Here is a 14,687-nt window from a genome sequence, read left to right as displayed (position 1 = left end):
CAAAATAGAGCGTTCCGGCATCAAAGCTAAATCGAGCCTTCGGGAATATTGAAATGGGCATGTCAGTTGGAAATCAGGGAATGCAATCGGGCGGACGCCGCAGGCGTGGCCGCAAGAAGGCATTGATGAGCGAAATCAACGTTACGCCATTCGTGGACGTGATGCTGGTGCTGCTTATCATCTTCATGGTCTCTGCTCCGCTTCTGACGGTTGGCGTGCCTATCGATCTGCCGGATACGCAGGCGAAAGCCATGAATGCCGACACGCAGCCGATCACTGTATCGGTCAGCAATGACGGCAAGATCTATCTGCAGGAAACTGAAATTCCGCTCGATGAAGTTGTTGCCAAACTTCAGGCGATTGCCAAGACCGGTTACGAAGAGCGCATTTTCGTGCGCGGTGACAAGGCTGCCGATTACGGCACCGTCATGAAGGTCATGGCTCGCATTTCCGCCGCCGGTTTCAAGAATATCGGCCTTGTGACACTCCAGGAGCAGGATAGCTGACGCCATCATGAAGGCTGGCCTGACATCTTCTGTAGCCCTCCATACCGTCGTTATCGCGTTGGGGCTTTTCTCCTTCTCCTCGCCGAAGGCTTTCGACGTGCAGGATTCGGAGTCGTTTCCGGTCGACATCGTGCCGATCGAATCGATTACCCAGATCCAGCAGGGCGATAAGACTGCGCCGATGAAGGAAAAATCGGCACCTGTTCCGACGAAAAAGCCGAATGTCGTTCCCGATGCTCAAAACGTCGGCGATAACGACGTCGATCTTCAGACGCCTCCAAAGCCTGATAACAAGGCGAAGCCCATTGAAGCGGCTGAGGAACCAAAAGCACAGCCGGAGCCGGTGAAAAAGCCGGAACCGAAGCCAGATCCAAAACCTGAACCCAAGCCGCAGGAACAGCCGACACCGGTGCCTGCGACCGAAGTTCAGACCAAGCCTGAAGAAAAGCAGGAAGTGAAGCCGGATCCGGTTGCGGAAGCAATCGAGAAGCAGGCGGAAGCACCTGATCAGACGGCTCCAAAATTGCCGGATAATGTTCCGGCACCACAGGCAAAGCCTAAACCTCCGCAGGCGCAGACGGCTAAGACGCCTGATCGCAAGCCGACGGAAGAAAAGAAACCTACGCAGTCGGCCTCGCAGACCTCGCAGTCGAAGAATGACGCCATTGCTGATGAAGTGGCAGCACTCCTCAACAAGCAGAAGGCATCGGGCGGCGGCGCAAAGCGTTCGACCGATCAGGCATCGCTGGGCGGCAAGAAGAATACAGGCGGCTCGAAGCTGAGCCAGAATGAAATGGATGCCCTTCGTGGTGCGATTTCCAAGTGCTGGAATGTGCCTGCCGGTGTGGCAGACGCTCGAGGCCTGGTCGTGACGGTGAAGATGCGTCTTAATCAGGACGGCTCTATCCAGGGTTCTCCTGAGGTAACATCTGGTGGCGGTGGTGATGGTGTGGGCCGTGCGGCGGCTGAAAGCGCCAAGCGCGCTGTGGCTCGTTGCGCACCATACAATCTGCCGGCAGACAAATATGATTCATGGTCGGAAGTGATCGTCAACTTCGACCCGAGCGAAATGTTCTGATCGGATTTCCGGTCGCAAACAAGTTGAATGCCAAGGACAAAAGAGGTCCCAGAAGATATGAAAATAGGCATCATGAAAACAAAGATCCGCGCAGCCTTGTCGGCTTTCGCCTGTGTGATCGCTGCAAGTCTTGTTTCCACCATGCCTGCTCGCGCGGTGGTGGAAATCAACATCAACAAGGGTGTGGTCGAGCCACTGCCAATTGCTATCACCGACTTCCTGTCGGCTGATCAGCTTGGACCGAACATCACTTCTGTCATTGCTGCGGATCTTGAGCGCTCTGGCCTTTTTGCGCCAATCAACAAAGGCGCGTTCATCGAAAAGATTTCCAATCCCGATGCATCGCCGCGTTTTGAAGACTGGAAAGTTATCAACGCGCAGGCACTGGTGACGGGCCGCATTACCAAGCAGCCAGATGGCCGTTTGAAGGCTGAGTTCCGCCTGTGGGATACGTTTGGCGGTCAGCAGATGATCGGCCAGCAGTTTTTCACCACGCCGGATAACTGGCGTCGTGTTGCGCACATCATCGCCGATGCTATTTATGAGCGCCTGACCGGTGAAAAGGGCTATTTCGATACACGTATCGTGTTTGTCGATGAATCGGGCCCGGCACAGAAGCGCGTCAAGCGTCTTGCGATCATGGATCAGGACGGCGCGAATGTGCGCTATCTTTCCGATGGCCGTGACATTGCTCTGACACCACGCTTCTCGCCGAACCGTCAGGAAGTCACCTATATGTCGTTTGCTGGTGGTCAGCCGCGCGTTTATCTGCTGCAGCTTGAAACCGGTCAGCGCGAACTTGTCGGCAACTTCCCCGGCATGTCGATTGCACCACGCTTTTCGCCAGATGGTCAGAAAGTTGTAATGAGCCTGCTGCAGGACGATGGCAGTGCGAACGTCTACACGATGGACCTGCGTAATCGCTCGACAACCCGTCTCACCAGCAGTCAGGCAATCGACACCAGTGCGTCTTATTCGCCTGATGGTTCGCAGATCGTCTTCTCGTCCGACCGTGGCGGCCGTCCGCAGCTTTATGTCATGGGCGCTGATGGCTCCAATCCGCGTCGTATCTCGGCGGGCGATGGCAGCTACTCGACCCCTGTCTGGTCGCCACGCGGTGATCTGATCGCCTTCACCAAGCAGTCGCAGGGCCAGTTCTCGATCGGTGTCATGAAGACCGATGGTACAGGTGAACGTCTGCTGACTTCTGGCTTCCACAATGAAGGTCCGACCTGGGCTCCAAACGGTCGCGTCCTGATGTTCTTCCGCAAAGCTGCCGGTGCCGGTGGACCAAAGCTGTTCACGATTGACCTGACCGGTCGTAACGAGCGCCAGATCCAGACTCCGAACTTCGGTTCCGATCCGGCATGGTCGCCACTGCTCGAATAGTGCCGTCAGCTGCATTGATATTTAACAAGGCGCGAAACTTCTGTTTCGCGCCTTTTATTTTGCACGACCAATACAGAGCTACAGGCGAATTAGGAGCGAACAGAGCTCTAGATTGGCTGATTATGCTCAAATTGCCACAATCTTAGCCTTTGGGCCGTGTTTCTGCCGCATTTAGCCATCAAGGGCTAGAAACAGAATTGCTGCCGGAAAAACCGGTTTGCATTTGGCCGAAAGAAATCGTTAACCATACTTCTTGAGCCTGCCTTAACCTAAATATGATTATTGGTTGGTTACGCAGGAACATCAAATCTTAAGGAGCTCCGGCCCATGCGCCGTTTCCAGTCGATTGCACGTAGCCCTATCGCTATTGCCCTTTTCATGACGCTCGCCGTTGCTGGTTGTGCGTCCAAGAAGAACCTTCCAAACAATGCCGGTGATCTTGGCCTTGCTGGTGGCGCTGCTACGCCCGGCTCGTCGCAGGATTTCACTGTGAATGTTGGCGACCGCATTCTGTTCGATCTCGATTCTTCGCTGATCCGTGCCGATGCACAGCAGACCTTGTCGAAGCAGGCTCAGTGGCTGCAGCGCTACCCACAGTACTCGATCACTGTTGAAGGCCATGCCGACGAACGCGGTACACGCGAATACAACCTGGCACTCGGCCAGCGTCGTGCAGCTGCAACCCGTGACTTCCTTGCAGCTCGTGGCGTTCCAACCAGCCGTATGCGTACCGTTTCCTACGGTAATGAACGTCCAATCGCTGTTTGCGATAGCGACTCGTGCTGGTCTCAGAACCGTCGTGCCGTTACCGTTCTTAACGGTGCTGGCAGCTAATAAACAGAATGAGGTGTCGAACATCTCATCTCGTTTGATTGCGTTCGCGCCTTTACTGGATATGCGATATCGCAACACTCATACGGAAAAGGCGGCCTTTTGGCCGCTTTTTTCGTTCTGGCAGGCGCATATTAGCCGCTTCGACAAATTTTGGCCGAAGTCGCCTGTGTCATAGGGAAAGCATCTTTGCTTTTTATGGATTTTCTCTAAAAGCTGAGAAGAGCCGTGAGAAATCGGGTGTTCAGATAATATTCAGGCGCGATACCTGAACATCGGGAACATGACGATATTTATCGCGGCCATAATTTCAGGGCACCATCATTTTTCGGAAATGAGCGATAGGGGCAAAAGGGAATGAGGAAACCAATGAGGAAAGTGACACTGGCTTTTGCCATGTTGCCGCTTTTGGCAAGTGCTCCGGTTCTGGCGGCATCTGTTTCTTCGCAGCAGGGGCAAATCCAGCTGGCGCAGGCGGGTAATCCCGGCGGCGACCAGTTCGCGCAGCAGGTATGTAATCTTGCGCACCAGAATGCGCAGTCTTATGCACGCATTCTGCAGTTGCGCGACAAGATGCTTAAAATTCAGCGCGACAATGAAACCCGCTTTCAGGCACTCGAAAAGGGCCGAGGCGGCGCACAGAATCATGTGAGCATCGGCTCAACGGCTATTCTTGACGACGCGATGCGCGATAATGGTGCTGGCGGTCAGGGTGGCTATCAGCAAAGTCCCGGCTTGCAGCAGGAAGTGATCCGCAATCTCACCGGTAAGGTAGAGGATGTGGATGCTCAGATTTCGTTCACCAACGAACAGCTGCAGAAGACGCAGGACGACAACCAGTTCCGCTTTGAAGAGCTTGAAAAGAAAAAGGGCGGTTCGACACCTGCACAGGCAAGCGCTGGTCAGGATGCTCCCGTTACGCCGCCGCCGGGCAGCGATCTTTGCGCACAGGGTATGCCGAATCCTACAGCGATTGCCGATACGCTTGGCGCTCGCGCTGAAGCCATGAACTTCCAGGTTCTCGAATTGCAGGACCAGATGCAGAAGATGCAGGAAGAAAATGAACGCCGTTTCCAGGCGCTGGAAAATGGTGGTCGTGCGGATGCCGTTGGTGCGCCGACAGATGGCAACAACGGTACATCGCTGGCTGATGCAGCTCCGGCTGGAAACCCCGATAACGGGGTTTCAGGTGGTGCTTCGTCAGATGGTAATTTCGGTTCTTCTTCTCAAACGGCGGCGAACAATCCATCGGGCGCCGATTCCACTGCTATTGGTTCTGGCACAGCTCCTCAGGGCGGCCCGCAGCGTGGGGAGCCGCCACAGTCGCTCGGCTCCATTCGTTTCGATAACAATGGCAATGTAATCGGCGAAACGATCAATGCTCAGCCGCGCCCGGTTGAACATGGCGCAGCACTTCCTGCAGGGCAGGCTGTCGCTTCTCTGCCGACCGACGACAATCCAAACTCGCTCTATCAGGCTGCCTATCAGTATCTGATGTCGGGCGATTACAAGGCCGCCGAGACTGGTTTCCGTGAGCATATCAAACGCTACCCTGCGGACCCCACGACAGCTGAGGCGCGTTATTGGCTGGGTGAATCGCTTTACGGTCAATCACGTTTCCCGGAAGCTGCGACGGTATTCATCGATACGCAGCGCGATTATCCGGATTCAAAACGCGCGCCAGAGAATATGTTCAAGCTCGGTATGACGCTTGAGAAAATGGATAATCACGATGTTGCATGTGCGACATTCAAGCAGATTCCGGACCGCTATCCGAATGCAGCGCCGGCAGTTTTGAAGCGGGTCACGGACGAGCGCACGCGTATTAAATGCTGATTTTGGAGACTATGAGTGGGGCTTTCCCCGATCAAAATTTTTGAACCCTTCGGACTTGAGCGTGCAAAAGGAATTGTTGCTGCTGTTTCAGGTGGCAGCGATTCTCTTGCGCTCCTTTTCCTCCTCAAAGATCATCTGGCGACATTGGAAAATCCGCCGCCACTGACAGCTGTTACCATCGACCATCGCCTGCGCGCTGTATCCGCCGATGAAGCGGAAAATGTCGGCAAACTGTGCCATGCCTACGGCATTGCACATCGCGTTTTTGCCTGGGAAGAAGCCAAGCCCAAGACCGGCATTGCGGCAGCAGCGCGGTCGGCGCGCTACCGCTTGCTGGTTCAGGCCGCACAGGAAGTGGGCGCTGATTTTATCGCGACAGGTCATACGCGCGACGATCAGATAGAGACGTTTCTGATGCGTCAGGAGCGAAGCTCTCATTCGGAAGCGCGTGGACTTGCCGCCATGGCTTCCCGTTCATGGCTGGAGAGTTCTGTTGAGTTGATCCGCCCCCTGCTTGATCAGTCGCGCATGACGTTACGTGATGAACTGACGAAGAAGGGTATCCGCTGGATAGATGATCCAAGCAACGTCAATACCAGCTATGAACGTCCGCGTGTAAGGCTTACTTCCGCTGCAGAAGCAGATCCGGAAACGATCCTCGCACAGATCGCTTTGGCAGGTGCTGCACGTAAACGCGACAACGCGGCGCTGATGTCAGCGCTGGCTGATCCAGACTGCGTGAAGATGAGCCCTCTCGGCACGATCTCGGTCGACGCGGAAATTTATGCAGCATTGCCAGAAAATGTTCGACGTCTGTTTTCAGGCCTGCTTGCATCTATTGCAGGCGGACGACGTTTTCTCCCCGGCGATGCCGAGCGATCACGCATAGAAAGAGTTTTGTCCGGGAATGAAAAAACTGATCGTATGACGGTTTTTGGAGCACTCGTCGAACTTGGGCGAAGAGGATTGCCGCACCGGTTTCGTCGTGAGAGGCGCAACCTGCCGATTATGCGGCTTGAGACAGGTCAGCGGATTATCTGGGACGGGCGGTTTCGTTTCACAAATGAGGGCAACCGCACGCTGGAGATACGGAGCCCGGATCGCCAAGAGCTGGCAGATTTCATAGAGCTTTCCGAACTCGACGTCGATTCCGTTCAAAGAGACGCTTTGCTGGTTTTGCCTGCTATCTATGAAAACGGCAAACTATTGCAACTTCCAGCAGTTAACGGGCAGCAGCTGCCTGCAGGAATCACTGTCGAGAAACACTTCGCAATCTTCGATCATGTGCTTCCGGGCTATGATTTTGGGCTGGCAAATGCCGTTGAAAAGCGGTTTGGCCGTGAATGTCCTAATTTTTATAAACCAGATTGACAAGAATCGAAGGTGAGGGGGCTCTCGCGCCTTGGCAAGGCCTTCCTTCGATCCTATGTTAAGCCGAAACATCGTACCGCCCTTTTCTCGGGTGGCCGTGGTATCGATTGGACCCGATATGAATCCGAACTATCGCAACTTCGCCCTCTGGGCGATCATTGCTCTACTTTTGATAGCGCTGTTCAACCTGTTCCAGAGTCCTGGCCAGCGCACGAATTCCCGTGAAGTTTCTTACTCCCAATTTATCGATGACGTTTCCAACGGACGCGTGAAAGCGGTCACCATCACTGGTGAACGGATCAGCGGTACGTTTGCCGATAACGGATCGACCTTCCAGACCTATTCGCCGGGTGATACCGGACTGGTTTCTCGTCTTGAAGAGAAGGGCGTTGCAATCACCGCTCGTCCTGAAAGCGACGGCTCCAGCTCGCTCCTTGGCATTCTGCTTTCATGGTTGCCGATGATCCTTATTCTCGGCGTGTGGATTTTCTTCATGCGTCAGATGCAGGGTGGCTCGCGCGGTGCGATGGGCTTTGGCAAGTCGAAGGCCAAGCTTCTGACCGAAGCGCATGGTCGTGTGACGTTCCAGGACGTTGCAGGCGTTGAAGAAGCCAAGCAGGATCTCGAAGAAATCGTCGAATTCCTGCGTGATCCGCAGAAGTTCCAGCGTCTGGGCGGTAAGATCCCACGCGGCGTTCTGCTCGTAGGCCCTCCCGGAACCGGTAAGACTTTGCTCGCGCGCTCTGTTGCAGGCGAAGCCAATGTTCCGTTCTTCACGATCTCTGGTTCTGACTTCGTTGAAATGTTTGTTGGTGTTGGTGCAAGCCGCGTCCGCGACATGTTCGAGCAGGCCAAGAAGAATGCGCCGTGCATTATCTTCATCGACGAAATCGATGCTGTCGGTCGTCATCGTGGTGCCGGTCTTGGCGGCGGTAACGACGAACGCGAACAGACACTCAACCAGCTCCTCGTTGAGATGGATGGCTTTGAAGCAAACGAATCGATCATTCTGATCGCTGCAACCAACCGTCCTGACGTTCTTGATCCAGCGCTCTTGCGTCCGGGCCGTTTCGACCGTCAGGTCGTGGTTCCGAACCCGGATATCGTTGGTCGTGAGCAGATCCTCAAAGTGCATGTGCGCAATGTGCCGCTTGCACCCAATGTTGATCTCAAGGTTGTCGCACGCGGTACACCGGGCTTCTCCGGTGCCGATCTTGCAAACCTCGTCAATGAATCTGCTCTTATGGCTGCGCGTCGCAACAAGCGTCTCGTGACCATGCAGGAATTCGAAGACGCCAAGGACAAGATCATGATGGGTGCGGAACGCCGTTCCGCCATGACGCCACAGGAAAAGGCCAATACGGCCTATCATGAGGCAGGTCACGCAATCGTTGCGATCAACGTACCGAGCACCGATCCTGTTCATAAGGCGACAATCATTCCGCGCGGTCGTGCGTTGGGTATGGTGATGCAGCTTCCTGAAGGCGACCGTTATTCGGCAACCTATACCTGGATGGTATCGCGCCTTGCGATCCTGATGGGCGGTCGCGTCGCGGAAGAGCTGAAATTCGGCAAAGAAAACATCACGTCCGGTGCATCCTCCGACATTCAGCAGGCAACCAAGCTTGCGCGCTCGATGGTGACGCAGTGGGGTTATTCCGACAAGCTCGGTCGCGTGGCCTATGGCGACAATCAGGAAGAAGTGTTCCTGGGTCATTCGGTTTCGCGCACGCAGAATATTTCGGAAGCAACCGCGCAGATCATTGATGGTGAAGTGCGTCGTCTGGTTGATGAAGCCTATGCCGAAGCAACCCGCATCCTGACTGAAAAGCGCGAGGACTGGATTGCTCTGGCCGAAGGTCTGCTCGAATACGAAACGCTGAGCGGCGATGAAATCAAGGAACTGATTGCTGGCAACAAGCCATCGCGCGATCAGGGCAATGATACGCCGTCACGCGGTTCGGGCGTGCCGAAAGCCGGTAGCCCGCGCAAGCGTAAGGGTGAGGAACCAGGTGGTGAACCTGGCATCGAACCAAACCCGCAGCCGCAATAAGCATCTGCAAAACTTACGAAAAGCCGGGCAGTTTGCCCGGCTTTTCTGCTTTTTTGGCAGACCAGATGAGAAAGGCTCGGTTAATGATTTCGGCGCATCATGGGAAAGATTTGGAGTTTCACGCTTTAAAGTAGTTTGTTTCTCCGAAAGGCGAAATTGCAATGACGGGTGGTTTTGCGGTAATAACGCAGACAATCGATTACCGGGCTAACAATCCCGGATGCCATTGCCGTCTCACGGATTAACAGCGACTGTATTTGATTGGTTCGAGACAGCTCTATGGCGCAACGCAAGGCTAAGAATATGACACGTAAATATTTTGGAACCGACGGCATTCGCGGCAAGGCCAACAGCTTTCCGATGACGCCTGATATTGCCATGAAAGTTGGTATGGCTGTCGGGCATATTTTCCGCCGCAAAGGCCAGGCCTCGCGCGTCGTGATCGGCAAGGATACGCGCCGTTCAGGCTATATGCTGGAAAACGCACTGGTTGCAGGTTTCACTGCCGCCGGTATGGACGTGTTTCTGCTTGGTCCAATTCCAACGCCTGCGGTCGCCATGCTCTGCCGTTCCTTGCGTGCGGATATCGGCGTGATGATCTCGGCTTCGCATAATCCTTTCTATGATAATGGCATCAAGCTGTTTGGCCCTGATGGCTTCAAGCTGTCCGATGAGATCGAGCTTAAGATTGAAAGCCTGATCGACAGCGATCTGTCCGCGCATCTCGCAACCCACGGTGAAGTGGGCAAGGCCAAGCGCGTCGACGGCGATATCTATCGCTATATCGAATTTGCGAAGCGTACGCTGCCGCGCAATATCTCGCTTAATGGTCTGCGCGTTGTGGTCGATTGCGCCAATGGCGCGGGCTACAAGGTTGCGCCTGCAGCTCTTTGGGAACTTGGTGCAGAAGTCATCACCATCAATGATGAGCCGAACGGCATCAATATCAATGAGGATTGCGGCTCGACCCATCCGATTGGTCTGATGAAGAAGGTGCATGAAGTGCGCGCCGATGTCGGTATTGCGCTGGATGGCGATGCGGATCGCGTTCTGCTTGTCGATGAAAACGGCACCGTGATCGATGGCGATCAGCTTCTGGCAGTTATTGCCGAATCATGGGCTAAATCGGATCGTCTGCAGGGCGGCGGCATTGTCGCGACGATCATGTCCAATCTCGGCCTTGAGCGCTTCCTACATGATCACAATATGACGCTGGCCCGTACCAAGGTTGGCGACCGCTACGTGGTTGAACATATGCGCGAGTATGGCTTCAATGTTGGTGGCGAACAGTCCGGTCATATTGTTTTGTCGGATTTTGCAACGACTGGCGACGGTCTGGTGTCTGCGCTACAGATTCTTGCTGTTGCTCAGGAAGAGAACAAGCCGCTAAGCGAATTGTGCCGCAAGTTCGAGCCAGTGCCGCAGCTCCTCAAGAATGTTCGTACTGCTGGCGGAAAGCCGCTTGAGAACAAGAAGGTCAAGAGCGCTATCGACGAAGCGACTGATCGTCTGGGTTCGCAGGGACGTCTGGTTATTCGTCCATCCGGAACTGAACCGCTCATCCGGGTCATGGCGGAAGGCGATGACCGCGCACTCGTTGAAAAGGTCGTCAATGACATCATCAACGTGATTTCTTCGGAAAGTGCTGCGGCCTGATAAAACACCGATCTCAATAGAAATGGCGCGGCTTGTCCGCGCTATTTTTTTGTCCGGTGCAGCAGAGATTGTAGTTTAGCAACTGTTAATAAACGTAGTTAAAAAACAAGGTTAAGTTGTATTTAACTTTTCCTGAATATTCTGCCTTTGAAAACTCGGTTCCGACGCGGTTGTGGCGTGACAGATTGATGGGGCAGATGAATGAACAGTCTTATTAAAACCTTTTGCGCAAGCCTTGCTGTATCGGCTGCCCTGACGGCAATGGCTCCTGCGGCTTTCGCTGCAGATTATATCGAGCCAGTGCCGGAAGTCGTTGTCGCTCCTCCAGCCGTTGGTGGTTGGTATTTGCGTGGCGATATCGGTTATTCTGCAGCGAAATTCCGTGGCGCAACCTACAGCTTGCCGGGTGGCGGTGGTTGCAACACCTGTGGTGAAGGCGACCCCGAAATTCATGGCGGCAAGCTGAAGGGCTCATTCTTGCTGGGCGGTGGTGTTGGTTATCAGGTCACTGATTATTTCCGCACCGACCTGACGCTCGACTATATGACGCGCGCTAAATTCACGAGCGATCGCGATGAAAGCAAGATGTCTGCTTTGTCGCTTCTGGCTAACGCCTATGTCGATCTCGGCAATTTCGGCGGCGTTACGCCTTACGTTGGCGCCGGTATCGGTGGCACTCGCGTCAAGTGGAACGACCTCGTCGACACCACCAATGGTGGTGTTCTCGAAGGTGATGCTGACTGGCGCTTCACCTACGCGCTTATGGCTGGTGCGTCAGTTGATCTGACACACAATCTCAAGCTTGATGCTGGTTATCGTTTCCGCCATATCAACGGCGGCAAGATGTTCAACGGAAACTATGGCGTTGGCGACGGCTACGACAAGGGCATGAACATCCACGATGTCCGTGTGGGTCTTCGATACATGTTCGGTGGCTGAAAACGCTTATCATTGAATTCAAAGGCCCGGATTTCCGGGCCTTTTTGCTGCGACAAATAATCTTTCGCGCCGCCTTGTGAAATTTTTGCTTTCCGATATTTTCATCAGCGGGCCACGCCTCCCCAACGAGGCGCGTGCTATCTGAGAGGATAGGAAACAAAATGACGACGATTGCGAAGCCGGCAGTTCGCCCGGCTAACCCTAATTTTTCTTCAGGTCCCTGTGCTAAACGCCCCGGCTGGTCGCTTCAAGCGCTTGCCGATGCGCCGCTTGGCCGTTCGCACCGTGCGAAAATCGGCAAGACCAAGCTGAAAGAAGCTATCGACCTTACCCGCGAAATTCTCGGCGTTCCGGCTGATTACCGCATTGGCATCGTGCCTGCATCCGACACGGGTGCGGTGGAAATGGCCTTGTGGTCGCTGCTCGGTGAGCGCGGCGTTGATATGGTCGCATGGGAAAGCTTCGGCTCGGGCTGGGTCACAGACGTGATCAAGCAGCTCAAGTTGGAAGATACCCGCAGCTTTGTTGCGCCCTATGGCGAACTGGTTGATTTTGCTGAGGTTGATTTCGACCGTGACGTCGTTTTCACCTGGAACGGCACCACATCCGGCGTTCGCGTGCCCAATGCAGATTTCATTCCTGCAAATCGTGAAGGCCTGACCATTTGCGATGCGACCTCGGCTGCTTTCGCGCAGCGTCTTGATTTTGCAAAGCTCGATGTTGTCACTTTCTCATGGCAGAAAGTGCTTGGCGGCGAGGGCGCACACGGCATTCTCATTCTTTCCCCACGCGCTGTTGCGCGTCTGGAAAGCTATAAGCCAGCATGGCCGCTGCCAAAGATTTTCCGCCTGACTTCTGGCGGCAAGCTGATCGAAGGCATCTTCGTTGGCGAAACAATCAACACCCCTTCAATGCTCTGCGTTGAAGATTATCTCGATGCACTGAGCTGGGCGCGTTCTGTCGGCGGTCTCGACGGTCTTGTCGGACGTGCGGATGCAAATTTCGCTGTGCTTGATGCTTTCATCGAGCGGACGCCATGGATCGCTAATCTGGCTCAGAAGCCTGAAACGCGCTCCAACACATCTGTTTGCGTGACGATTGTTGATCCGGAAGTGACGGCGCTTTCGGCTGATGCACAGGCAGCTTTTGCCAAGGGCATCGTCTCGGCGCTCGAAAAAGAAGGCGTTGCCTTCGACATCGGTGCATATCGCGATGCGCCTTCCGGTTTGCGTATCTGGGCGGGTGCTACGGTTGAAGCTTCTGATCTTGAAGCCCTGACTGCATGGCTCGACTGGGCCTTTGCTGCACAGAAAGCTGCTCTGAAAGCCGCTGCATAATCGCAAGCGATGACAGTGCTGTGGCCGGAGTTGGGACGGCCATAGCCTGCTTGCCTTTCATTTTCGTACAATTCGAAGGAGGCCCTTATGGCACCTCGCGTACTCGTATCCGATAAATTGTCGCCGACCGCCGTTCAGATTTTCAAAGACCGCGGCGTTGAAGTTGATTACCTGCCAGATCTTGGCAAGGACAAAGAAAAACTGCTCGAAGTCATTGGCCAATATGATGGTCTTGCTATCCGCTCCGCCACCAAGGCAACGGAAAAGCTGATCGCAGCAGCAACGAAGCTCAAGGTCATTGGTCGCGCCGGTATTGGCGTGGACAATGTCGATATTCCGGCAGCATCGCGCCGTGGTATCATTGTGATGAATACGCCTTTCGGCAATTCGATCACCACTGCAGAACATGCAATTGCACTGATGTTTGCAGTTGCGCGTCAGCTCCCCGAAGCTGACGTTTCCACGCGCGCTGGCAAGTGGGAAAAGAACCGCTTCATGGGTGTGGAAATCACAGGCAAGACGCTTGGTGTGGTTGGCTGCGGCAATATTGGTGCTGTGGTTGCAGCGCGCGGTATCGGCCTCAAGATGCATGTTGTTGCGTTTGATCCGTTTCTATCGGAAGCGCGGGCGCAGGAACTTGGCGTCGAAAAGCTGGAGCTTGATGAGCTTCTGGCGCGTGCCGATTTCATCACACTGCACACGCCACTGACCGACAAGACACGCGGCATCATCAATGCCGACGCACTGGCTAAGACCAAGCCGGGTGTCCGCATTATCAACTGTGCACGCGGCGGTCTGATCGTTGAAAAGGATCTGGTTGCAGCACTGAAATCCGGCCATGTTGCCGGTGCTGGTATCGATGTTTTCGAGACTGAGCCCGCAACAGACAACGAATTGTTCAATCTGCCCAACGTGGTCTGCACACCGCATCTTGGTGCTTCAACTTCCGAAGCGCAGGAAAATGTGGCGATCCAGGTGGCCGAGCAAATGTCGGATTATCTGGTCAAGGGTGCTGTTTCCAACGCGATCAACATGCCGTCGATCACGGCTGAGGAAGCGCCGCGTCTCAAGCCATTCGTCAAGCTCGCAGAAGTTCTGGGTGCCTTTGTCGGTCAGGTGACGGACGAGCCAATTCAGGAAGTCGAAGTGCTTTTTGACGGCTCAACAGCTGGTATGAACACCCGCGCTCTGGTTAGTGCCGCACTTGCCGGTCTGATCCGTCCGCAGGTGGCTGACGTGAACATGGTTTCTGCACCGATCATGGTGAAGGAACGTGGAATCATCGTTTCCGAGATCAAGCGCGACAAGTCGGGTATCTTCGACGGCTATATCAAGCTGACCGTGAAGACCACGGAACGTGAACGCTCGATTGCAGGAACGTGCTTCTCTGACGGTAAGGCCCGTTTCATCCAGATCAAGGGGATCAACCTTGATGCGGAAGTCGGTCCGCACATGCTTTATGTCACCAATGTCGACATTCCAGGCATGATCGGTCTGCTCGGAACGATCTGCGGTAAGCACAAAATCAACATCGCAAACTTCGCTCTCGGACGTAATCATCCGGGCGGTGATGCCATTGCGATGCTTTATGTCGATGACAGGATTCCACAAGCAGCACTTGACGAACTCATTGCTCAAGAGGCAATCAAGGCGGCAAGACCTTTGGAATTTAACATCGAGGAAGCTTGAGC

At 54.5% G+C, this 14,687-nt stretch carries 11 protein-coding genes; all 11 read left to right on the top strand.

The features are described from left to right. Positions 1–53: 53 nt before the first annotated feature. Entirely contained in the window at positions 54–506 is a 453-nt protein-coding gene (tolR, locus tag CEV34_RS04400; protein WP_007876576.1) for a protein TolR, read from the top strand. 7 nt (positions 507–513) lie between these two features. Next, positions 514–1,584 (top strand): cell envelope integrity TolA family protein, encoded by a 1,071-nt coding sequence (locus CEV34_RS04395; RefSeq protein WP_007876574.1) that lies wholly within the window; start codon positions 514–516, stop codon positions 1,582–1,584. A gap of 57 nt (positions 1,585–1,641) precedes the next feature. Beyond that, the gene (tolB, locus tag CEV34_RS04390) at positions 1,642–2,973 is read left to right on the top strand and encodes a Tol-Pal system beta propeller repeat protein TolB (protein WP_007876573.1); all 1,332 of its coding nucleotides are present in this window, start codon (positions 1,642–1,644) and stop codon (positions 2,971–2,973) included. 327 nt (positions 2,974–3,300) lie between these two features. Further along, positions 3,301–3,807, top strand: coding sequence for a peptidoglycan-associated lipoprotein Pal (gene pal, locus CEV34_RS04380; RefSeq protein ID WP_007876572.1), 507 nt, complete (start codon positions 3,301–3,303; stop codon positions 3,805–3,807). Between the two features lie 354 nt (positions 3,808–4,161). After that, positions 4,162–5,640 (top strand): tol-pal system protein YbgF, encoded by a 1,479-nt coding sequence (gene ybgF, locus CEV34_RS04370; RefSeq protein WP_007876571.1) that lies wholly within the window; start codon positions 4,162–4,164, stop codon positions 5,638–5,640. A 15-nt stretch (positions 5,641–5,655) separates the two neighbouring features. Further along, positions 5,656–7,011, top strand: coding sequence for a tRNA lysidine(34) synthetase TilS (gene tilS, locus CEV34_RS04365; RefSeq protein ID WP_007876569.1), 1,356 nt, complete (start codon positions 5,656–5,658; stop codon positions 7,009–7,011). A gap of 118 nt (positions 7,012–7,129) precedes the next feature. Further along, positions 7,130–9,064, top strand: a complete 1,935-nt coding sequence (gene ftsH / locus CEV34_RS04360; RefSeq protein WP_007876567.1) for an ATP-dependent zinc metalloprotease FtsH — start codon at positions 7,130–7,132, stop codon at positions 9,062–9,064. A gap of 303 nt (positions 9,065–9,367) precedes the next feature. Continuing rightward, positions 9,368–10,720 carry a phosphoglucosamine mutase gene (gene glmM / locus CEV34_RS04355; RefSeq protein WP_007876564.1) on the top strand — a complete coding sequence of 451 codons (1,353 nt, stop codon included), beginning with the start codon at positions 9,368–9,370 and terminating at the stop codon, positions 10,718–10,720. 201 nt (positions 10,721–10,921) lie between these two features. Next, positions 10,922–11,659 carry an outer membrane protein gene (locus CEV34_RS04350; RefSeq protein ID WP_007876562.1) on the top strand — a complete coding sequence of 246 codons (738 nt, stop codon included), beginning with the start codon at positions 10,922–10,924 and terminating at the stop codon, positions 11,657–11,659. Between the two features lie 161 nt (positions 11,660–11,820). After that, complete coding sequence (locus tag CEV34_RS04345) at positions 11,821–12,996, top strand: phosphoserine transaminase (protein ID WP_007876560.1); 1,176 nt, start codon at positions 11,821–11,823, stop codon at positions 12,994–12,996. Between the two features lie 87 nt (positions 12,997–13,083). Then, the gene (gene serA / locus CEV34_RS04340; RefSeq protein ID WP_007876558.1) at positions 13,084–14,685 is read left to right on the top strand and encodes a phosphoglycerate dehydrogenase; all 1,602 of its coding nucleotides are present in this window, start codon (positions 13,084–13,086) and stop codon (positions 14,683–14,685) included. Positions 14,686–14,687: the final 2 nt, after the last annotated feature.

This window comes from Brucella pseudogrignonensis (assembly GCF_002252525.1).
Taxonomy (GTDB): domain Bacteria; phylum Pseudomonadota; class Alphaproteobacteria; order Rhizobiales; family Rhizobiaceae; genus Brucella; species Brucella pseudogrignonensis.
Note: the sequence above shows the minus strand (reverse complement) of the source record. Positions and strands in the feature narration are given on the sequence as shown.